This window comes from Kitasatospora sp. NPDC051705 (assembly GCF_044453265.1).
Classification (GTDB): Bacteria; Actinomycetota; Actinomycetes; order Streptomycetales; family Streptomycetaceae; genus Kitasatospora.
In genome coordinates this window covers 74,469-95,455 of record NZ_JBITCO010000018.1, presented here as the reverse complement: position 1 = coordinate 95,455, position 20,987 = coordinate 74,469, and the positions used below count along the sequence as shown (strand labels likewise).

16 protein-coding genes and 1 pseudogene are annotated in these 20,987 nt (G+C 74.7%); 12 read left to right on the top strand and 5 right to left on the bottom strand.

Annotated features, from left to right (window positions below):
- Window positions 1–323 precede the first annotated feature (323 nt).
- From ACIA8Q_RS22595 to ACIA8Q_RS22555, 9 genes and pseudogenes are all read left to right on the top strand, one after another.
- Window positions 324–1,934, top strand: a pseudogene (locus ACIA8Q_RS22595) (AMP-binding protein); the annotation flags it as partial.
- A 15-nt stretch (window positions 1,935–1,949) separates the two neighbouring features.
- The gene (locus ACIA8Q_RS22590; RefSeq protein WP_363365017.1) at window positions 1,950–2,351 is read left to right on the top strand and encodes a thioesterase family protein; all 402 of its coding nucleotides are present in this window, start codon (window positions 1,950–1,952) and stop codon (window positions 2,349–2,351) included.
- Window positions 2,348–4,903 carry an FAD-dependent monooxygenase gene (locus tag ACIA8Q_RS22585; RefSeq protein WP_396317599.1) on the top strand — a complete coding sequence of 852 codons (2,556 nt, stop codon included), beginning with the start codon at window positions 2,348–2,350 and terminating at the stop codon, window positions 4,901–4,903. The genes ACIA8Q_RS22590 and ACIA8Q_RS22585 overlap by 4 nt, the downstream gene beginning before the upstream one ends.
- A gap of 146 nt (window positions 4,904–5,049) precedes the next feature.
- Complete coding sequence (locus ACIA8Q_RS22580; protein ID WP_360211410.1) at window positions 5,050–6,024, top strand: carbon-nitrogen hydrolase family protein; 975 nt, start codon at window positions 5,050–5,052, stop codon at window positions 6,022–6,024.
- On the top strand, window positions 6,021–7,220 hold the full coding sequence (locus ACIA8Q_RS22575) for a cupin domain-containing protein (protein ID WP_360211412.1): 1,200 nt from the start codon (window positions 6,021–6,023) through the stop codon (window positions 7,218–7,220). The genes ACIA8Q_RS22580 and ACIA8Q_RS22575 overlap by 4 nt, the downstream gene beginning before the upstream one ends.
- A 19-nt stretch (window positions 7,221–7,239) precedes the next feature.
- Window positions 7,240–8,142: a fumarylacetoacetate hydrolase family protein gene (locus ACIA8Q_RS22570; protein ID WP_396317598.1), complete on the top strand. Its 903-nt coding sequence runs from the start codon at window positions 7,240–7,242 to the stop codon at window positions 8,140–8,142.
- A 132-nt stretch (window positions 8,143–8,274) separates the two neighbouring features.
- Window positions 8,275–9,033, top strand: a complete 759-nt coding sequence (locus ACIA8Q_RS22565; protein WP_360211416.1) for an Asp/Glu racemase — start codon at window positions 8,275–8,277, stop codon at window positions 9,031–9,033.
- A gap of 52 nt (window positions 9,034–9,085) precedes the next feature.
- Entirely contained in the window at window positions 9,086–9,937 is an 852-nt protein-coding gene (locus tag ACIA8Q_RS22560) for a PaaX family transcriptional regulator C-terminal domain-containing protein (protein WP_360211418.1), read from the top strand.
- Window positions 9,937–11,565, top strand: coding sequence for an amidohydrolase (locus ACIA8Q_RS22555; protein ID WP_396317597.1), 1,629 nt, complete (start codon window positions 9,937–9,939; stop codon window positions 11,563–11,565). The genes ACIA8Q_RS22560 and ACIA8Q_RS22555 overlap by 1 nt, the downstream gene beginning before the upstream one ends.
- Window positions 11,566–11,629: 64 nt before the next feature.
- Here the strand turns inward: ACIA8Q_RS22555 and ACIA8Q_RS22550 are convergent, their stop codons facing one another.
- Both ACIA8Q_RS22550 and ACIA8Q_RS22545 read right to left on the bottom strand, forming a co-directional pair.
- A complete protein-coding gene (locus ACIA8Q_RS22550) occupies window positions 11,630–12,217 on the bottom strand; it encodes a hypothetical protein (protein WP_396317596.1) in 588 nt (195 codons plus the stop codon).
- 95 nt (window positions 12,218–12,312) lie between these two features.
- The gene (locus ACIA8Q_RS22545; protein ID WP_396317595.1) at window positions 12,313–14,706 is read right to left on the bottom strand and encodes an ATP-binding cassette domain-containing protein; all 2,394 of its coding nucleotides are present in this window, start codon (window positions 14,704–14,706) and stop codon (window positions 12,313–12,315) included.
- A 186-nt stretch (window positions 14,707–14,892) separates the two neighbouring features.
- Between ACIA8Q_RS22545 and ACIA8Q_RS22540 the strand changes: the two genes are divergently transcribed.
- Together ACIA8Q_RS22540 and ACIA8Q_RS22535 are read left to right on the top strand one after the other, a co-directional pair.
- Window positions 14,893–15,537, top strand: a complete 645-nt coding sequence (locus tag ACIA8Q_RS22540; RefSeq protein ID WP_360211426.1) for an alpha-ketoglutarate-dependent dioxygenase AlkB — start codon at window positions 14,893–14,895, stop codon at window positions 15,535–15,537.
- Window positions 15,538–15,658: 121 nt separating this feature from the next.
- Window positions 15,659–16,459, top strand: coding sequence for a VOC family protein (locus tag ACIA8Q_RS22535; RefSeq protein WP_360211428.1), 801 nt, complete (start codon window positions 15,659–15,661; stop codon window positions 16,457–16,459).
- A 61-nt stretch (window positions 16,460–16,520) separates the two neighbouring features.
- Here the strand turns inward: ACIA8Q_RS22535 and ACIA8Q_RS22530 are convergent, their stop codons facing one another.
- The 3 genes from ACIA8Q_RS22530 to ACIA8Q_RS22520 are packed head-to-tail and all read right to left on the bottom strand — an operon-like array spanning window position 16,521 to window position 19,694.
- Complete coding sequence (locus tag ACIA8Q_RS22530) at window positions 16,521–17,369, bottom strand: carbohydrate ABC transporter permease (protein ID WP_360211430.1); 849 nt, start codon at window positions 17,367–17,369, stop codon at window positions 16,521–16,523.
- Window positions 17,366–18,346, bottom strand: coding sequence for a sugar ABC transporter permease (locus tag ACIA8Q_RS22525; RefSeq protein ID WP_360211432.1), 981 nt, complete (start codon window positions 18,344–18,346; stop codon window positions 17,366–17,368). Before ACIA8Q_RS22525 ends, ACIA8Q_RS22530 begins: the two co-directional genes overlap by 4 nt.
- A 37-nt stretch (window positions 18,347–18,383) precedes the next feature.
- Window positions 18,384–19,694: an extracellular solute-binding protein gene (locus ACIA8Q_RS22520; protein WP_360211434.1), complete on the bottom strand. Its 1,311-nt coding sequence runs from the start codon at window positions 19,692–19,694 to the stop codon at window positions 18,384–18,386.
- A gap of 369 nt (window positions 19,695–20,063) precedes the next feature.
- On the opposite strand from ACIA8Q_RS22520, the gene ACIA8Q_RS22515 reads away from it, so the two are divergent.
- The gene (locus ACIA8Q_RS22515) at window positions 20,064–20,915 is read left to right on the top strand and encodes an IclR family transcriptional regulator (protein WP_360211436.1); all 852 of its coding nucleotides are present in this window, start codon (window positions 20,064–20,066) and stop codon (window positions 20,913–20,915) included.
- Window positions 20,916–20,987: the final 72 nt, after the last annotated feature.

Below are 20,987 nucleotides of genomic sequence, written 5' to 3'. Positions count from 1 at the left end.
CGCACCCCGCCGCTCCCTCCCGCACCCCTGCCGCACCCCTCCCCCGCCCCGACTCGCACGGCCGCCGGGTGCGGGCCCGTCCGCCGCCGTTCCCGCGCGCCCTGCCGTGCCCCGCCGCGGACCTCCGGCACCCCCGCCGCCCGCGCCTCCCCCGGGCGGCGCACCGGCCCGCCCGGACCACCCCGCCGGACCACCCCGCCCGGGCCGGCCGCCCCGCGCCCGGGCGGTGCCTGCTCCCCCGAATGCATGTATCGCTCTCTTGACTGGCGTCACCGAAGCACCATACTGGCCTCACTCCCGCTCGCACGATGAGGTGCCCGCCCATGGAGCTCTCCCCCTCAGCGCATGTGGACACGTTCTGTCGCGACCATCTCCCACCCCTTGACCAGTGGCCTGAACTCCTCTTCGAACTACCGGAGTTGGCCTACCCCGACCGGTTGAACTGCGCCCGGGCGCTGCTCGACGAGACGATCACCCGGTTCGGCCCCGACCGCCGCTGCCTGCTCACCCCCACCGGCCAGTGGACCTACGGCGAACTGCGCGACCACGCCGACCGGGTGGCCCGGTTGCTGACCGAGGAACTCGGCCTGGCCACCGGCAACCGGGTCCTGCTGCGCGGCCCCAACACCCCCTGGCTGGTGGCCTGTTGGCTGGGTGTCCTGAAGGCCGGCGGAGTGGTGGTCAGCACCATGCCGCTACTGCGGGCCGCCGAGCTCACCGAGCTCCACCGGGTCGCCCGCCCCCTCCTCGCCCTGTGCGACCACCGCTACCTCGACGACCTCACCCGCGCCGAGACCCCCGGCCTGCGGGTGCTCGCCTTCGGCGGTCCCGGCCCGGAGGACCTCACCGCCCGCTGCGCCGCCACCGACGGCGGGTTCGAGGCCGTCCCGACCGCCGCCGACGACGTCGCCCTGATCGCCTTCACCTCCGGGACCACCGGCCGCCCCAAGGCCACCCTGCACTTCCACCGCGACGTGCTGGCCAACGCCGACACCTTCTCCCGCCACCTGCTCCGGCCCACCCCCGACGACCTGTTCGGCGGCACCCCGCCGCTCGCCTTCACCTTCGGCCTCGGCGGCCTGGTGGTGTTCCCGCTGCGGGCCGGCGCCGCCACCCTGCTGCTGGAGCAGGCCACGCCCGAGCAGCTCGCCGAACAGGTCCGGCGGCACGGGGTGAGCGTGCTGTTCACCGCGCCCACCGCCTACCGGGCGATCCTGGCCGCCGGCCTCGCCGACCGGCTCTCCGGCGTCCGGCGCTGCGTCTCGGCGGGCGAGCACCTGCCCGCCCCCCTCTGGCAGGCCTTCCTGGCGGCCACCGGGCAGCGGCTGATCGACGGCATCGGCGCCACCGAGCTGCTGCACGTGTTCATCTCGGCCGCCGACGGCGACATCCGCCCCGGCGCCACCGGCCGCCCCGTGCCGGGCTACCGGGCCGCCGTCCTCGACGACCAGGGCCGACCGGTGCCGGACGGCGTGCCCGGACTGCTCGCCGTCAAGGGGCCGACCGGCTGCCGCTACCTGGACGACGAACGCCAGCGCGGCTACGTCCGGGACGGCTGGAACCTCACCGGTGACACCTACGTCCGCGACCCGGACGGCTACTACTGGTACCAGGCGCGCAACGACGACATGATCGTCTCCGCGGGCTACAACATCGCCGGCCCCGAGGTGGAACAGGCCCTCGCCGGCCACCCCGACGTCGCCGACTGCGCGGTGGTCGGGGCGCCCGACGACCTGCGCGGCACGGTGGTCAAGGCCTACGTGGTGCTCGGCGAGGGCGCCGCCGCCGGGCCGGAGACGGTGCGCGCGCTCCAGGAGCACGTCAAACGCACCATCGCCCCGTACAAGTACCCGCGCGCGGTCGAGTTCGTCACCGAGCTGCCGCGCACCGCGACCGGCAAGCTGCACCGCGCCGAGCTGCGCAGGCGGGCGGCGACCGCCCCGGCCAGCGTGGCCGTCGAGCGCCGGGTGGAGTGGTCCGACACCGACGCCGCCGGGCACTACCACTTCTCCGCCGTGCAGCGCTGGGCCGAGGCGGCCGAGGCCGCACTGCTGCGCCGGCTGGGCCTGGCCGAGCTGTTCGGCCGGATCCCCCGGGTGCACTTCGAGGCCGACTACCGCGAACGGCTCTGGTTCGGCGACCTGGTCCGCACCGAGCTGCGGGTGGTCCGGGTCGGCGGCTCCTCGCTGCACTACGCCTTCGAGGTGCACGGCCCGCAGGGGCTGGCCGCGTCCGGCCGGATGTCGGTGGTGCACGCCGCGCCGCACGCCAAGGGCGCGGCGCCTTGGCCGGAGCCGGTCCGACGGGCGCTGACCGAGTCCGGGGCGCAGCAGCCGGAGGTGGTGGCGTGAACGGGCCCGGCGCACCGGGCGCCCGCACCTCGGCGGTCCGGCGCAGCGAACCGGACGGCCCCGCCGGGGGCGCCGGGGCCCGTCGCATCGCGGTGATCGGCGCCGGCCCGGGCGGTCTGTACTTCGCCGCGCTGGCCAAGCACCTGGCGCCCGACCGCGAGATCACGGTGTTCGAGCGGGACGGCCGGGAGGACGAGTCCGGCTTCGGCGTGGTCTTCTCCGACGAGACGCTGGACGGCATCGCGCAGGCCGACCCGGAGGTGTTCGCCGCGATCGGCGCCGAGTTCGCCCGCTGGAGCGACATCGACGTGCGCTACGCGGGCCAGGTCCGCACCTGCGGCGGGCACGGCTTCGCGGCGCTCGACCGCAACCGGCTGCGCGCGATCCTGCAGCGGCGCTGCGAACGCCTCGCGGTGGACGTGCGCTACCGCACGCCCGCGCCGCCGGTCGGCGAACTCGCCGCCGGGTACGACCTGGTGGTCGCCGCCGACGGCATCAACTCGGCCACCAGGGCGGCCCACGCCGAGGCCTTCCGCCCCGAGCTGGACCAACGGCACTGCCGCTACATCTGGCTCGCCACCGACCGGGTCTTCGAGGCCTTCACCTTCATCGTCGAGCAGTTCGACTTCGGCCCCCTGCAGGTGCACGCCTACCCGTACGGCGAGCGGCGCTCGACCTTCATCGTGGAGGCCGCCGAGGACACCTGGCACCGGGCCGGCTTCGACGCCCTCGCCGCACGGGAGCCGGCCCGCGGCGAGAGCGACCTGGCGAGCGTGCGGCGCTGCGCGGAGCTGTTCGCCGGGCACCTGGACGGCCACCGGCTGATCCCGAACGCCTCGCGCTGGATCCGCTTCACCACCGTGCGCAACGCGCGCTGGCGGCACCGGAACGTCGTCCTGCTCGGCGACGCCGCGCACTCCGCGCACTTCTCGATCGGGTCGGGCACCAAACTGGCCCTGGAGGACGCCCTCGCGCTCGCCGCGAGCCTGCACGAACAGCCCACCGTGGAGGCCGCGCTGGCCGCCTACGAGGCGGAGCGCCGGCCGGTGGTGGAGTCCACCCAGCGGGCCGCGCAGGCGAGCCTGGAGTGGTTCGAGACGGTGGAGCGGCGCACCGGGCAGGACCCGGACCGGTTCGCCTTCAACCTGCTCACCCGCAGCCGCCGGGTCACGTACGGGAACCTGCGCTCCCGCGACCCCGGGTTCGTCGACGCGGTGGACGCCGCGTTCGGGAGCGGCGGCGAGGGCGGGACCGGCGGGGGCGCGACCCGGACCGGGACCGGCGGAACCGGCGGAAACGGCGGGAGCGACGGCGGGCCCGGCACCCCGCCGATGTTCCGGCCGCTGAAACTGGGCGCGCTGGAGCTGCGCAACCGCGTCGTGGTGCCCCCGCTCGCGACCTTCACCTCCGCCGACACCCTGCCCAGTGCCTTCGACCGGGCCCAGCTGACCGCGCAGGCCCTCGGCGGCGCCGGACTCGTCCTCGCCGGGATGACCGCCGTCAGCCCCGAGGGCCGCGCCACCGACCACTGCCCCGGCCTCTGGAACGACCGGCAGGAGACGGCCTGGCGCGAACTCGTCCACGCCGTGCGGGCGGTGAGCGACACACCGCTCGGCATCCAGCTGACCCACGCCGGCCGGCGGGCCGCCACCGCCGTGCCGGGCCCGGACGGCATCGGCCGTCCGCTCGCCGACGGCTGGCCGCTGATCGCCGCCTCCCCGCTGCCCTGGGACGCCGCCTCCCCCACCCCGGGCGCGGCCGGCGCCGACCGGCTCGCCGCCGTCACCGCGGAGTTCGCGGCCTCGGCGGAGCGCGCGGCACGGGCCGGATTCGACGTGCTGGAGCTGCAGTTCGGCCACGGCCACCTGGTGTCCGGCTTCCTGTCGCCGCTGACCAACCGCCGCACCGACCGCTACGGCGGGCCGCTCGCCCACCGGCTGCGGCTGCCCCTGGAGGTGCTGGCCGCCGTCCGGGCGGCCTGGCCGGCCGGGCGGCCGCTGCTGGTGCGGATCTCGGCGAGCGACTGGGCGCCGGGCGGCACCACCGAGGCCGAGGCGGTCGCGATCTGCCGCGCACTCGGCGACGCCGGCGCGGACGCGGTGGACGTCTCCACCGGCGAGGTGGTCGCCCACCAGCGGCCGCCGTACGGGCGCGGCTACCAGACCCCGTTCGCCGAGCTGGTCCGCGCGGCCACCGGCCTGCCGACCATCGCGGTCGGCGCGATCTCCGGGCCGGACGACGCCAACTCCGTCCTGCTGGCCGGGCGGGCGGACCTCGTCGCGGTCGGCCGGGCCCAGCTGTACGACCCGCTCTGGACCCTGCACGCGGCCGCCGAGCAGGGCTACTCCGGGCCGGGCGCGCCCTGGCCCGGCCCGTGGTCGGCGGGCAGCCGCCGACCGCCGGGCCCGGGCGCCGACCGGGTCGCGCCCCGGCTGCACCTGCGGCGCCCGGCGGAGGCGCCGGTGCACCGCCGCTGGCCACCGGGCGTACCGGCAGCCGACCGGCCCGCCGCAGGGACCGCCGAAGCACCTGCCGAAGGGCCCGCGAGGTGAGCGACCGGCGACGCCGACGGACCGACACCCCGGTGAGCCGGACCGAGCCGAGGAGCCGGACCGACCCGGCGAGCCACACCGACCCGACGACCGCACCCACCCCACCACCCCACCGACCGACCACCCGGGGGACCCGAGGAGACGCCGTGCCGGACCTGCCCCGCTTCACCGCCGCGGCCGTCCAGGCCGCCCCCGTCTACCTGGACCCGGCCGCCACCGTGGACAAGGCCGTCGCACTGATCCACGAGGCGGCCGGCCACGGCGCCTCCCTGGTGGTCTTCCCCGAGGTCTTCGTCCCCGGCTACCCGTACTGGAACTGGACGATGAACCCCGTGCAGGGCTCGCCCTGGTACGAGCGGCTCTACCGGGCCTCCGTGGACGTGCCCGGCCCGTACGTGGACACCCTGCGCGCCGCCGCCCGGCAGGCCGGGGTGGTGCTGGTGATCGGCGTGAACGAGCGCGGGCGGCACAGCCTGGGCGTGCTGTACAACACCCTGCTGATCATCGGCGCGGACGGCGAACTCCTCGGCGTGCACCGCAAGCTGGTGCCGACCTGGGCCGAGAAGCTGACCTGGACGCCCGGCGACGGCAGCTCCCTACGCGTCCACCGGACGGCCGTCGGCCCGCTCGGCGCCCTCGCCTGCGGGGAGAACACCAACACCCTGGCCCGCTTCACCCTGCTGGCCCAGGGCGAACTCGTGCACGCCGCGAGCTACATCGCCCTGCCGGTGGCCCCCGAGGACTACGACATGGCGGAGGCGATCGCGCTGCGCGCCGCCGCCCACTGCTTCGAGGGCAAGCTGTTCACCGTGGTCGCCTGCTCCACCGTCTCGCCCGAGATCGTCGACGTCGTCGCGGGCGGGGACCAGGAGGTGCGCAAGCTGCTCGCCCGGCCGCGCAGCGCGCTGTCGGGCGTCTTCGGCCCCGACGGGCGGGCCGTGGTCGAGCCGTTGGTGGACGAGGAGGGCATCGTCTACGCCGAGATCGACCTCGCCCGGTGCATCCAGCCCAAGCAGATGCACGACATCGTCGGCCACTACAACCGCTTCGACGTCTTCCGGCTGCACGTGGACAACCGCCCGCTGCGGCCGCTGGTACTCCCCGAGGAGGAGCAGGCATGACCAGCCGAGGTGGGACGACCGACCGCGACCGACCGGACGGCCCGGAGGAGCCGAACGGCCCCGGCCGCCCGGGCAGCCCGGGCGACGGCTACGACGACGACCGGATCGGCCGGGCCAGGGTCACCGACAGCCCGGAACTCGTCTCCTACTACGAGGAGTTGGCCAAGCACGAGGCCGGCGCCCTGTGGACGGTCGCGAACGAGATCGAGCCCTGGTACCCGCAGCCCAGGTCGGTGCCGGTGCTCTGGCGCTACGCGGACCTGCGCCCGCTGGTCCGCAAGGCGCTGCCGCTGGTCAAGGCCGACGACGCGGGCCGCCGGGTGGTCATGCTCGTCAACCCCGGCCGACGCGAACTCAGCGCCGCCGTCGGCCTGTTGTACACCGGCCTGCAGATCATGGGCCCCGGCGAGGCGATGACCGCGCACCGCCACCAGGCCGCCGCGCTGCGCTTCGTCCACGAGGGCACCGGAGCCTGGACGGTGGTGGACGGGCAGAAGCTCAGGGTCGGCCCGCGCGACTTCGCGATCACCCCCAACAACACCTGGCACGAGCACGGGAACGAGTCCGCGGACGGCCCGGTGATCTGGCAGGACGGCCTGGACATCCCGCTGGTCAACATGCTCGACGCGAACTTCTACGAGGTCCACCCCGAGCTGTACCAGCGCCCCGGGCCGGTGGTGAACTCCTCGCTGCTGAGCTACGGCGGCAACCTGCTCCCGTACGGCGTCGAGAAGTGGAGCCGCCCGTACTCCCCGCTGCTCGGCTGGCCGTGGGAGCCCAGCTACCACGCGCTGGGCCAACTCGCCCGCGCCACCGAGGGATCGCCCTACGACGGCGTCGTCATGGAGTACACCAACCCGGTCACCGGCGGCTCGGTGATGCCGACCATGGCCGCCCACCTGCAGCTGCTGCGCCCCGGGCAGGCCACCCGCGCCCACCGGCACACCGGCTCCGTCGTCTACACCGCGGCCAAGGGGCACGGCGTCTCGGTGATCGCCGGGCGGCGCTTCGAGTGGCGCGAGGGCGACGTCTTCGTCGTCCCGTCCTGGGCCTGGCACGAGCACGCGAACCTCGACCCCGGCGAGGACGCCTGCCTGTTCTCGTTCAACGACTTCCCGGTGATGCACGCGCTCGGTCTCCACCGCGAGGAGGCCTACCCGGACCACGACGGGCACCAGCCCGTCACCCCGTGCTGAACCCCGAGGAGACCCGACCATGCACCTGTTGACCTACTGCGCCGACGGCGACGACACCCCGCGCCCCGGTGCCCGGCTCGGCGAGCACGTCGCCGACCTGACCGCCCTCGCCGCCTCAGCCGGCGCCGCGCTGCCGCCCGACCTCCTCGGCCTGGTCCGGGCCGGCGCGCCCGCCCTGGCCACCCTCCGCGCCCTGCTGGCCCCGGTCGGCCCCGGCCACCCCGCCGTCCGGCCGCTCTCCGGCGTCTCGCTGCGCGCGCCGCTGCGCCCCGGCAAGATCGTCGGCGTCGGCCTCAACTACCTGGAGCACGTCGACGAGTCGCACCGCACCCTGGACACCGACCGCGAACTGCCCGACCGCCCGGTGCTGTTCGGCAAGCCGGCCACCGCCGTCACCGGCCCCGGCCAGCCCATCCTGCACAACGCGGCGCTCACCAAGCAGCTGGACTGGGAGTGCGAACTCGCCGTGGTGATCGGCGAACCCGCCTTCCGGGTGGCCGAGCGGGACGCCCTGCGGCACGTCTTCGGCTACAGCATCGTGAACGACGTCAGCGCCCGCGACCAGCGTCGCTCCGGGCAGTGGTTCTTCTCCAAGGGGCAGGACAGCTACGCACCGTTCGGCCCGGTCGTGGTCACCGCCGACGAGATCCCCGACCCGCAGCGGCTCGACCTCTCGCTGCGGGTCAACGGCGAGCTGCGGCAGGACTCCAACACCCGCCACATGCTGTTCGGCGTCGCCCGGCTGATCGCCGACATCTCCTCCGGCGTCACGCTGGAACCCGGGGACGTGATCGCCACCGGCTCCCCCTCGGGCGTCGGCGCCGGGATGGTGCCCCCGCAGTTCCTCCAGCCCGGGGACCTGGTCGAGGCCACCATCGAGGGCATCGGCACCCTCGCCAACCCGGTGGTCGACGCCCGCTGAGGGCCGGCCCGCCCGCACCGGCCCCGGGCGACGCACACCCGCCCCGGGCCGTTTGCCGCCCACCGCCTACCGCCCGTCGCATTCCGCGCACGCGCACCGCACACTCCGACGCACGCCGAGAGGAGCACCCCCGTGACCACCTACCGGATCGGCCAGATCGTCCCCAGCTCCAACGTCACCATGGAGACCGAGGTCCCCGCCCTGCTGCGGGCCCGCGAGGCGGTCGCGCCCGAGCGGTTCACCTTCCACTCCAGCCGGATGCGGATGACCAGGGTCACCCCCGAGCAGCTGCGCGCCATGGACGCCGAGTCGGACCGCTGCGCCACCGAGCTCTCCGACGCCCGGGTCGACGTGCTCGGCTACGCCTGCCTGGTCGCCGTGATGGCCGCCGGGCCCGGCTACCACCGCGAGGCCGAGCAGCGGCTGCACCGGCGCACCGCCGACAACGGCGCCCCCGCCCCGGTGGTCACCAGCGCCGGCGCCCTGGTCGCCGGGCTGCGCGTGCTCGGCGCCCGCAGGGTCGTCCTGGTCACCCCGTACCTGAAGCCGCTGGCCCGGACCGTGGTCGACTACCTGGGGCACGAGGGCGTCGAGGTGCTCGACCACGCGGCCCTGGAGATCCCCGACAACCTCGACGTGGCCGCCCACGACCCCGCGCGGCTGCCCGGCATCGCCAAACGGCTCGACCACGCCGGGGCCGACGCGGTGGTCCTCTCCGCCTGCGTGCAGATGCCCTCGCTGGCCGCCGTCGAGGAGGCCGAGCAGCAGCTCGGCAAACCGGTCGTCTCGGCGGCGATCTGCACCGTCCACCAGCTGCTCCGCGCCCTCGGCCTGCCGGCCTTCGCCCCGGGCGCCGGGCAGCTGCTCTCCGGCGCCCACGCGCAGGCCTGACCGCCGTCGGCCGCCGCTATGATCACACGAGCTGCCGGGGAGGAGGCCCACCATGGCGGAGAGCACGTCCCGGCCCAGCTCGCTGATCCACACCGTCTACGGCGAGTTCGTCCGCCGCCTCGGCGGCTGGATATCGATCGCCGACCTGATCGCGCTGATGGCCGAGCTCGACGTCGACGGCCCCGCCGTGCGCTCGGCGATCTCCCGGCTCAAGAAGGCCGGCACCCTGCTCCAGGAACGCCGCGGCGGCACCGGCTACCGGCTCGCCCCGGCGATGGCCCCGGTGTTCGAGGAGGGCGACCGCCGGATCTTCCACAGCCTGGAGCCCGCCGAACTCGGCGACGGCTGGGTGGTGGCCGTCTTCTCCGTCCCGGAGTCCGAACGGGCCCACCGCCACCAGCTGCGCTCCCGGCTGAGCTGGCTCGGCTTCGGCAACGCCGCCCCCGGCGTCTGGCTCGCCCCCGCCCGGCTGCTGCCGGACGCCCGGCGCCTGCTCGAACGCCTCGGCCTGAGCCCCTACGTCCACCTGTTCCTCTCCGCCGAGTACGCCGGCTTCGCCGACCTGCGCACCGCGGTGGCCGGCTGGTGGGACTTCCCCGCCATCGAGGCGCAGTACGCGGCCTTCGACGACGCGTGGCGCCCGGTCGCCGCCGAACTGCGGCCCCGGCCCCGGACCGACCCGGTCGAGGCGTTCCGCGCCTACGTGCCGATGCTCACCCAGTGGCGCCGGCTCCCTTACCTCGACCCCGGCCTGCCCGAACCGCTGCTGCCCGACGACTGGAACGCGGTGGCCGCCCGGGCCGTCTTCACCGAGCTGCACGCCCAGCTCGCCGGGCCCGCGCTGCGCCACGTCGAGAAGGTCACCGGCCTGCCCACCGGCACCCCACCCCACCAGGAGCCGTGATGCCCGCCCCCGAACCCGCCGACCTCCTGGTCCGCGCCGCCACCGTGCACACCCTCGTCCCCGGCGAAGCGCCGCAGCGCGCACTCGCCGTCACCGGCACCCGGATCACCGCGCTGTCCCCCGAGCCGCACGGCCTGGACGCCCTGGTCGGACCGGCCACCCGGGTCCTCGACGCCCCCGGCGCCACCGTGCTGCCCGCCTTCGACGACACCCACACCCACCTCGTCCTGGCCGGTCACAGCGTCCACGGCGTCCCCGTCCACCAGGCCCGGGACCTCGCCGGGTTCCTCGGCCTGATCCGCGAACGGGCCGCCCGCACCCCCGCCGGGCAGTGGATCCACACCACCGTCAACTGGCAGGAGGTGCAGTTGGCCGAGCAGCGGATGCCCACCACCGAGGAGCTCGACGGAGCCGCCGCCGACCACCCCGTCCTGGTCCGCCGCGGCGCCTACAACATGGTGCTCAACTCGGCCGCACTGCGGCTGGCCGGGATCACCGCCGCCACCCCCGCCCCGCCCGGCGGGGTGATCGAACGCGACGCGCACGGACGGCTGACCGGACGCCTGGTCAACAAGGCCGTCGAGCTGGTCGAGCGCGTCCTGCCGCGGCCCGCGCTCGCCGAACGGATCGACGGCCTGCGCGCCGCCTCCGCCGACTACGCCGCCACCGGCATCGGCACCGTCCGGGACTGCCTCGTCCCCGTCGAGGACCTCCCGGTGCTGGACGCCGCCCGCGCGGCCGGCGCGCTCGCCGTCCGCGTCCGCGCCCTGGTCTCCGGCTTCGCCACGCGCACCCCGGAGCAGGTCGACGGCCTGCTGGACCGGATGGACGCCTGGCGCGCCGAGGGCCGGGACGACGACCTGCTCCGGCTGTGGGGCGTCAAGTTCGGCATCGACGGCGGTTTCGAGGCCGGCGCGCTGGAGGAGCCCTACCAGGGGCAGCCCTGCTACCACGGCCGCCTGCTCTGGGAACCGGCCGAGCTGGTCGCGGCCGTCGACCGGGTGGTCGGGCGCGGTTGGCGGGTCGGCGTGCACGCCTGGGGCGACCGCGGCCTGCGCACCCTGCTGGACGTCTTCGAGGAGGTGCTGAAGCACCGCCCCGGCCTGCCGCCCGGCACCCTGGTGGTCGAGCACGGCGGACTGGCCCGGGCCGACCAGCGGGCCCGGGCGATCGCGCTCGGCGTCCCGGTGACCGTCCAGCACCCGCTGCTGCACGACGGCGCGCTCGCCCAGCAGCGGGCCTGGGGCGAGGAGCGGACCGCCGGGATCTTCCCGCTGCGCGAGTGGCTCGACGAGGGCGCGCTGCTCGCCGCCGGCTCGGACTTCCCGGTCGGCCCGTACGGCGCGATGATCTCGGTGTGGGGCATGACCACCCGCCGGACCACGGCGGGGGTGGTCGGTCCCGAGCACGCCATCGACCGGGCCGAGGCCGTCGCGCTGCACACCGTCCACGCGGCCCGTCTGGTCGGCGAGAGCGCCGACCGCGGCAGCCTGCGCCCGGGCGCGCTCGCCGACCTGACGCTCTGGCCGGTCGATCCGCTGAGCTGCCCGGTCGACGAGCTGCGCGAGCTCCGGCCCGACCGCACCGTGATCGGCGGCCGCACGGTGCACGGGGCCGGGAGCGCATAGGGTCTGTCGCCGCCCCGCAGACGCGGGTTCGAAGACAGACCCTAGGGGCCGGTCCGGCGGAACCCTACGGTCCGGCGGGACGCACCTCCTGGAGCAGGCCCCAGGTGAAGTCGGCGGTGCAGGAGCGGGCCCGGCCGTCCGCGTCCGGCGCCGTGAAGTCGAGCCGGAAGCGGGTCGGCGCACTGCCCTCCCGCGGCCGGGCGGGCGGGAACGCCGCGCCCAGGTCGGCCACCACGCAGCTCCACGGGGTCAGGTCGGCGAGCGTCGCCGGCCGCGGTGCCGGGGCACCCGGGGCCCGGACCAGCCACTCGTTCAGCAGCGGCCGGCCCGCGTCCGCCGGCCCGACCAGGCTCTCGAAGCGCAGGTCGGGCCAGAGCGGCAGCGGCCACTGCCGCGCGGTGCAGGCGAGGTCCCCGATCCGGCGCGGCACCGTCGCCTCCGGCGGGCCGAGCACGGCGGCGCAGCGGTCGGCACCGCGCGGGGACCGGGGCGAGCGGAGCATCGCCTGCCAGCGCTTGTTCGCCTCCCGCATCGCCGGCCTGCTCGCCGCCAGCCGCCGCACGGCCGCCTCGACCAGGTCGGGGTTGAAGTCGGCCATCCGCCGCAGCAGCACGAGCTGGAACTCGGTGGGCCCGAAACCGTGGATCGCCATGGCAGCAGGCTAGGGCCTGTCCCGCAGGTCCGGCGGGCCCTGCCGGGCGTACGGACCCACCGGACGGGCCGTCGGGCCGTCGGGCCGTCGGGCCGTCAGCCGCCGACGTAGGCGGCGAGGTGCTCGCCGGTGAGCGTGGAACGGGCGGCGACCAGGTCGGCCGGGGTGCCCTCGAAGACGACCCGGCCGCCCTCGTGGCCGGCGCCGGGTCCGAGGTCGATGATCCAGTCGGCGTGCGCCATCACGGCCTGGTGGTGCTCGATGACGATCACCGACTTGCCGGAGTCCACCAACCGGTCCAGCAGGCCGAGCAGCTGCTCGACGTCGGCGAGGTGCAGCCCGGTGGTCGGCTCGTCGAGGACGTAGACGCCGCCCTTCTCGGCCATGTGGGTGGCCAGCTTGAGCCGCTGCCGCTCGCCGCCGGAGAGCGTGGTGAGCGGCTGCCCGAGGCTGACGTAGCCGAGTCCGACGTCGGCGAGGTGGCCGAGGATGCGGTGGGCGGCCGGGGTGCGCGCCTCGCCCTCCCCGAAGAACGCCTCGGCCTCGGAGACCGGCATCGCGAGCACCTCGCTGATGTCGCGGCCGCCGAAGCGGTACTCCAGCACCGAGGCCTGGAACCGCTTGCCCTCGCACTCGACGCAGGTGCTGGCGATGCCGGCCATCATCGCCAGGTCGGTGTAGGTCACGCCGGCGCCGTTGCAGGTGGGGCAGGCGCCCTCGGAGTTGGCGCTGAACAGGGCCGGCTTGACGCCGTTGGCCTTGGCGAAGGCCTTGCGGATCGGGTCGAGCAGCCCGGTGTAGGTGGCCGGGTTGCTGCGCCGCGAGCCCTTGATCGGCGACTGGTCGACGGCCACCACGCCTTCCCCGCGCGAGACCGAGCCGTGGATCAGCGAGCTCTTGCCGGAGCCGGCCACGCCGGTGACCACGCACAGCACGCCGAGCGGGACGTCCACGTCGACGTCCCGCAGGTTGTTCGCCGTCGCGCCGCGGATCTCCAGGGCGCCGGTCGGCGTGCGCACCGCCGGCTTGACGGCCGCCCGGTCGTCGAAGTGCCGGCCGGTGACGGTGCCGCTGGCCCGCAGCCCGTCGACGGTGCCCTCGAAGCAGACGTCGCCGCCCGCCGTGCCGGCTCCGGGGCCCAGGTCGACGACGTGGTCGGCGATCGCGATGGTCTCCGGCTTGTGCTCGACGACGAGCACCGTGTTGCCCTTCTCCCGCAGGCGCAGCAGGAGTTCGTTCATCCGCTGGATGTCGTGCGGGTGCAGGCCGGTGGTGGGCTCGTCGAAGACGTACGTGACGTCCGTGAGCGCGGAGCCGAGGTGGCGGATCATCTTGACGCGCTGCGCCTCGCCGCCGGAGAGCGTGCCGGAGGGCCGGTCGAGCGAGAGGTAGCCGAGCCCGATCTCCACGAAGGAGTCGAGGGTGTGCCGCAGGGTGCCGAGCAGCGGTGCGACCGACGGCTCCGCGAGGTCGCGGACCCAGTCGGCGAGGTCGCTGATCTGCATCGCGCAGGCGTCGGCGATGCTGATCCCGCCGACCTTGGAGGAGCGGGCGGCCGCGCTGAGCCGGGTGCCGTCGCAGTCGGGGCAGGCGGTGAAGGTGACGGCGCGGTCGACGAAGGCGCGGATGTGCGGCTGCAGGGCCTCGCGGTCCTTGGAGAGCATCGACTTCTGGAGCTTGGGGATCAGGCCCTCGTAGGTGAGGTTGACGCCGTTGACCTTGACCTTGGTGGGCTCGCGGTGGAGGAAGTCGTGCATCTCCTTCTTGGTGTACCGGCGGATCGGCTTGTCCGGGTCGAGGAAGCCGGAGTTGGCGTAGACGCCGACCGTCCACCAGCTGTCGGTCTTCCAGCCGGGGATCGTGATGGCGCCCTCGGAGATCGACTTGGTGTCGTCGAAGAGCTGGGTGAGGTCGATGTCGGAGATCCGGCCGCGGCCCTCGCAGCGCGGGCACATGCCGCCGGTGATGCTGAAGCTGCGCTTCTCCCTGACGGTCCGCCCGGAGCGTTCCACGGTGATCGCGCCGGCGCCGCTGACCGAGGGGACGTTGAAGGAGAACGCCTGGGGCGAGCCGATGTGCGGCTCGCCGAGCCGGCTGAACAGGATCCGCAGCATGGCGTTGGCGTCGGTGGCGGTGCCGACGGTGGAGCGCGGGTCCGTCCCCATCCGCTGCTGGTCGACGATGATCGCGGTGGTCAGGCCCTCCAGGACGTCCACCTCGGGGCGGGCCAGCGTCGGCATGAAGCCCTGGACGAAGGCGCTGTAGGTCTCGTTGATCAGCCGCTGGGACTCGGCGGCGATGGTGTCGAAGGCCAGGGAGCTCTTGCCCGAGCCGGAGACCCCGGTGAACACCGTCAGCCGGCGCTTGGGGATCTCGACGCTGACGTCCTTGAGGTTGTTCACCCGGGCCCCGTGCACGCGGATCATGTCGTGGCCGTCGGCGCCGTACGCGGCGGACGGCTGCGCCGCCGTCCTCCTGGGCTTGCTCATCGTCTCTCCATCCGTGGGGCGGGGCTGCGAGGGGGCGGGCCGTCGTCGCGGGGGTCGCCGACGCCTCCCGGGAGCCCGTGGACGGCGACCGGCCCGGCACCTCCGAAGCCTAACCGGCGGGCGCGGGCGCACGTCGCGCAGACCACTATTCGCGCACTCGTTCGAATCCGGGCGTACGCTGACCCCATGCACAGCACCGTCCACCTCCAGCCCTCGCTGTTCGACGACGCCGGCGACGACGGCGAGGTCCGCCTCGGGGCGCTCACCGGGCTGCGCCGCACCGCGCTCGGCGACGGGGCCTGGCTGGACGTGCTGCCCGGCTGGCTGCACGGCGCCGACCTGCTGTTCGAACACCTGGCCGCGACCGTGCCGTGGCGGGCCGAACGGCGCGAGATGTACGAGCGGACGGTCGACGTCCCCCGGCTGCTCGCCTCCTACCCGGCGGACGCCGAGCCCCCGCACCCCGTGCTCGGCCGGGCCCGGACGGCGCTGAGCCGGCACTACGCGCAGGAGCTCGGCGAGCCCTTCCGCACCCTCGGCCTCTGCTACTACCGGGACGGCCGGGACAGCGTCGCCTGGCACGGCGACCGGATCGGGCGCGGCGCCCGCGAGGACACCATGGTGGCGATCCTCTCCGTCGGCGAGCCGCGCGCGCTGCTGCTGCGGCCCCGGGCCGGGGGCGGCCCGGTGGTCCGGCACCCGCTCGGCCACGGGGACCTGGTGGTGATGGGCGGCTCCTGCCAGCGCACCTGGGAGCACGCTGTCCCGAAGACGGCCCGACCGGTGGGCCCGCGGATCAGCGTCCAGTTCCGGCCGCACGGGGTGGCCTGACCCGCGGACCCGACCTGCGGGGCGCGGTCGGCTCCGCGGCAGCCGCTGGAACCCACCGGTTGCCGCCGCCCGGCCGGACGCGGACGCTGGCCAGTGGGGCGCCCGGCACGGAGGAGGCCGCATGCCGAAGGCCGGCAGGTACCACGAGGGCGTCCCGTGCTGGGTCGTGCTGACGACGCCGGACCTGCCGAGGGCACAGCGGTTCTACGGCGCGCTGTTCGACTGGGGGTTCGTGCCGACCGGCCCCGCGGAGGCCGTCGCCACCCGGTACGGCGCGCAGGTCGCCGCGATCACGGCACCCACGGCAGGGACACCGGAGGGGGCGGGGGAGCCGGAAGCCGCCGCGGCGTCCGGCGCCCCGGACGCCGGGTGGACGACCTACCTCGCCTGCGCCGACCTCCCGCACACGGCCGCCCTGGTCCGGGCCGCGGGCGGCCGGATCGTCCGCGAGCCGTACGAGGTCCCCGACCAGGGGCACGCCGCCCTCGCCGTCGACCCGCTCGGAGCGGTCTTCGGCCTCTGGCGGGCCGGCGCGATCGACGGCGCGGGCCTGGTCGACGAGCCCGGCGCGTTCGCCTGGAACGAGCACCGGTCCCCCGCGCCGGACACCGCCCGGGACTTCTACCGCCGTGTCTTCGGCTACGGCTACGACCGGCCGGCCGCCGGCTCCACCGTCTTCCGCGTGGACGGCCGCCCGGCCGGCGGCATCGGCCCCGCCGGGACGGGCGCCCCCGCCTGGCTGACCCACTTCGCGACGGCCGACGCCGACCGCGCGGCCGCCCTGGTCCGGGCCCTGGGCGGCACCGTGCTGACCGGCCCCGGGCCGACGCCGTTCGGCCGCGCGGCCCTGGTCCGGGACGACGCCGGCGCCCTGTTCACGCTGATCGGCGTCCCGCCCGGCGAGTCCGCGGCGGCCGCCTGAGCCGGCTGGGTCCGAAGGAGCGGGCCCGGGCCCGCCGGCGCCGCCGGAGGGGCGGCCGCGGTCAGTCCTTCACCGCGCCCGCGAGCCCGGAGACCAGCTTGCGCTGGACGGCGACGAAGAACACCAGCACCGGGACGGTCATCAGGGTGGACGCCGCCATGATGCCGCCCCAGTCGTTCTCGTCCGGCTTGAAGAAGACCAGCAGGGCGGAGGGCAGGGTCTGGTTCTCGGTGGCGCTGATGATGAAGGTCTTCGCGAACACGAAGTCGTTCCACGCCGCGATGAAGGAGAACACGCTGGTCGCCGCGAGGCCCGGCGCCACCAGGGGCAGCAGGATCCGCCACAGGATGCGGGTGCGGCTGGCGCCGTCGATCTGCGCGGCCTCCTCGATGGACACCGGCACCGCGGCGACGAATCCGCGCATCATCCAGATGCCGAACGGCAGCGAGAACGCCAACTGCACCAGGACCAGCGAGGCCAGGGTGTTCAGCCCGACCCCCGGGGCGAACCGCCCGGCGTCGCGGAACATGAAGAACAGCGGGATGGTCAGCGCCTCGACCGGGATCATCTGGGCGATCAGGAACATCACCATCACGGTGGTGCGGAACCGGAACCTGAACCTGGTCACGGCCACCGCGGCGAGGAACACCACGACCGCCGAGAGCACCACCACCGACAGCGCGACGACCAGGCTGTTCACGAAGTACCGGCCGAAGCCGTCCACGCTGAGCACCTGGCGGAAGCTCTCCAGCGTGGGGTGGGCCGTCCACGGCTTCGGGTCCAGCGACTGCACCTCGCCCTTGGGCTTGAAGGCGGAGAGCACCATCCAGAAGACCGGGAAGGCGGTGGCCGCCGCCAGCACGAGCGCACTGGTGTCGGCGGCGAGGCGCCACCGGCTGCGGGAGTTCACAGGTCGTTCCCCGTCCGTCGGAGGGTGCGGATGTAGAGGACCGTCGGGATCACCAGGACCAGCAGCATGATCACGCCGATCGCCGCGCCCAGCCCGTACTGCGAGGAGGCGAACGCCTTCTGGTACGCGTACACGTTCAGCACGAGGTTCTGGCCGGCGATGCCCCCGCCCTCGGTCATCACGTAGATCTGGGTGAAGACCTTGAAGTCCCAGATCACCGACTGGATCACCACGATCGTCAGGATCGGCCGCAGCATCGGTGCCGTGATCCGCCGGAAGGTCGTCCAGGTGTTGGCGCCGTCCAGCGCGGCGGCCTCGAGGATCTCCTCCGGGATCGCGCGGATCCCCGCGTAGAGGGTGACCATCACGAAGGGGAAGGAGTGCCACACCACGACGGCACCGACGATCAGGAACGCCGTCCACTTGTCGTAGAACCAGTTGAACTCGTGGAAGCCGGTCAGCCCGAGTCGCACCAGGGTGTGGTTGACCAGGCCGAGGTTGGTGTCGAACAGGAAGCTCCAGACCGTCGACCCGGTCATCGCCGGCGCCGCCCAGGCCGCCGTCGCGGCGGTGGTCAGCACCAGCCGGGGCCAGCGGCCGACCCTGGTCAGCAGCACGGCCAGCGCGGCGCCGACGGCCAGGGTGGCGAGCACGCAGAACGCGGCGAAGCCGACCGTCTGCAGCAGCACCGACCAGAACTGGCCGTCCTGGAGGATCCTCGTGTAGTTGCCGAGGCCGACGAAGGACGTCGGGGCCCCGCCGGAGGCCTGCGCCTGCCCGAAGTCCAGCACGGACAACAGGCCCAACTGGTAGATCGGATAGGCGACCAGCGGTACCAGGACGACCGCGGCCGGCAGGAGCAGCAGCAGCGGGGTTCGGCGGCGCCGGCCGCCCGGGGGTGCGGCCGGCGCCGGGCCCCCGCGGCGACTGCCCGGGGAGGGCGGCGCCGCCGGGGCGGTCGTGGTGGGGACGGACACGTGCGGGACCTGCTCTCTTCCACGGGCCGGGGCGGGGTCAGTGCGCGGCGAAGGCGGAGGTGATCCGGCCCGCCGCGTCACCGGACGCCTTGGCCACGTCCGCCTTGCCGGTGACGACCTGTTGCAGCATGGTCGGGATCACCGACTGGGCGTCGATCTGCGCCCAGGCCTGGTCCAGCGGCACGAACCTGGTGCCCGCCGCGATGGTGTCGGTGAACGGCTTCAGGAAGGCGTCCTTGGCCGCGACCCTGGCACTGACGGACCTGAGCGTCGGCAGGTTGCCCATCGCGTCGTACATCTGCTCCTGGTACGCGGGGCCGGCCAGCAGCCGGGCGAACTCCACCGCGAGGGTGCGGTGCTTGGCCGCCTTCATCACGCCGAGGTTGTTGCCGCCCGCGAAGGCCGGCGCGATCGAACCGGCCTTCTCCCCCGGCAGCGGCACCACGCCGTACTTCCCCTTCACCGCGCCCGCGTCGACCTTGCTGCGGCTGGAGTTGGGCAGGATCGCCATCGCCGACTTGCCGGCCGCGAACAGGTCCACGGTCTTGCCACCGGTGAGGTCGGCGCACTGCTGGGCGGGGCAGCCGTCGGCACCGAAGAGGTCGGTGTAGCGCTTGATCCCGGCCTGCGAGGCCGGCGAGTCGATGGCCGCCTTGTAGGCCGTGCCGTCCTTGGCCGCGATGTCGCCGCCCGCGTCCCAGACGAACGGCAGCGCGCCGAAGGTGTACTTGCCGCCGACGGCGATGCCGAAGGTGTCGGGGTGCGCCGCGTGGATGCTCCGGGTGGCCGCGACGAGGTCGGCGTACGAGGCCGGCGGGGCGAGCCCGGCCTCGGTGAACAGGTCGCTGCGGTAGTAGAGGGCGCGGACGCCGACCCACCAGGGCAGCCCGTAGGTCCTGCCGTCCACGACGGCGGTCCTGGCGATCGCCGGGTCCAGGTCGCCCTTGTCCGGCCAGGCGTCCAGGTCGGCGCCGATGTCGGCGAGACCGCCCGCGGCGACGTAGCCGGGGAGGTCGGTGTTGCCGAACTCCACCAGGTCGGGGGCGCTGTTGGGGTCGTTGAAGGCGCCCTTCATCTTGGCCGCGCGGGCCGAGGCGTCGGTGTCGATGTAGCCGACCCGGACGGTGACGCCCTGGTGGGAGGCCTGGAACTCGCCGACCGCCTTGGCGATCACCGCCTCCTTGGCGGCGTTGCCGGCCTCGTTGTACAGCCAGACCTGGAGGGTGCCCGTCCGGTCGTCGCCGGCCCGGTCCACGGCCGGTGCCGCGGTGCCCGGAGCGCAGGCCGTCGCGGCGAGGCAGCCGGCGGCGAGGACGACGGCCGCGGCACTCCGTCCGATGAGTCGCATGGGTGAGGACCTCCCCTCCCGACAGTTGCCGCCGAGACGCGCGCCGTTGGGGACGGGTACGTCGAAGCGGGCCCTGACCGGGGCCGATGGTGGGTGTGGGTGGTGGCCGGCCCGGACGCACGCGACGGCGTCCCGGGCAGGCCGGTGTGAGGGTGCGGCAACGCGGACCGTTCGGGTGGGACGGCCCGCCTGCTCGATGGCAGGGACGTTAGGCGCGGGCGATCGGCGCCAACAAGAGGCGGTTCGGGAAGTTTTGCACTGCACAACGTTGTGTCGAAGAAGCGGCGGAGCCGACTCGAACGGGTACGTTCTGACCACCGCCGCCGCAGGGCGCGGGACCACCGGCAGCACGAGACGAGGGACGGACCCATGACGGAGACGGGCCCCGGGGCCGCGACCGACCAGCCCGCGGGCACCGGTGCCGGTGCCGGCCGGAAGGCCACGACCGAGCGCAACCAGTCGTCCTCGCTGCGCCGGGCACTCGCCGTCCTCGGCCACGTCCGCGACCACGGCGACGGACGCGGCGTCCCGCTCGCCCAGCTCGCCGAGGCCCTCGACCTCAACAAGAGCACCGTGCTCCGGCTCGCCGGCCCGCTGCTCGACGAACACCTCCTCGACCGCGACCGCGAGACCGGCTGGTTCCGCCTCGGCCACGGCTCACTGCGCCTCGGCCAGGCCTATCTGTCCACCCTCGACCTGCGCAGCGTCGCCGCCGAACACCTGCGCCGGCTCCAGCGCGAGGCCGGCGAGACCGTCCACCTGACCGTCTGGCAGGCCCCGGGGATCGTCTACCTCGACAAGGTCGAGGACGAGACCAACGTCCGGATGGCCTCGCGCGTCGGCAGCCGGGCCCCCGCCTACTGCACCGCCACCGGAAAGGCCATCCTCGCCTGGCTCCCCGACGAGGCCGTCACCGAGGTCGTCGCCGCCGGGCTGCGCCCCGTCACGGCCTGGACCATCTCCGACGAGCCCCGCCTACGGGCCGACCTCGCCCGGATCCGCGCCCGCGGCTACTCCATCGACGACCGCGAGAACGAACCCGAGGTCCGCTGCGTGGCCGCACCGATCTTCGACCACACCGGCGAGGTGACCGCGGCCCTGTCCGTCTCCGGCCTGACCTCCCGCATGACCGCCGCCCGGGTCCGGGCCCTCGGCCCGGTCGTCGCCCAGGCCGGCCTGCGGATCTCCCGCGAACTCGGCTCCGACCGCCAGCCGTCCTGATCCACCCCGGAAAAACGGAAAAGGCCCGGCACCCCGAAAGGCACCGGACCCCGTCCGGAATAGAGCGCCAGG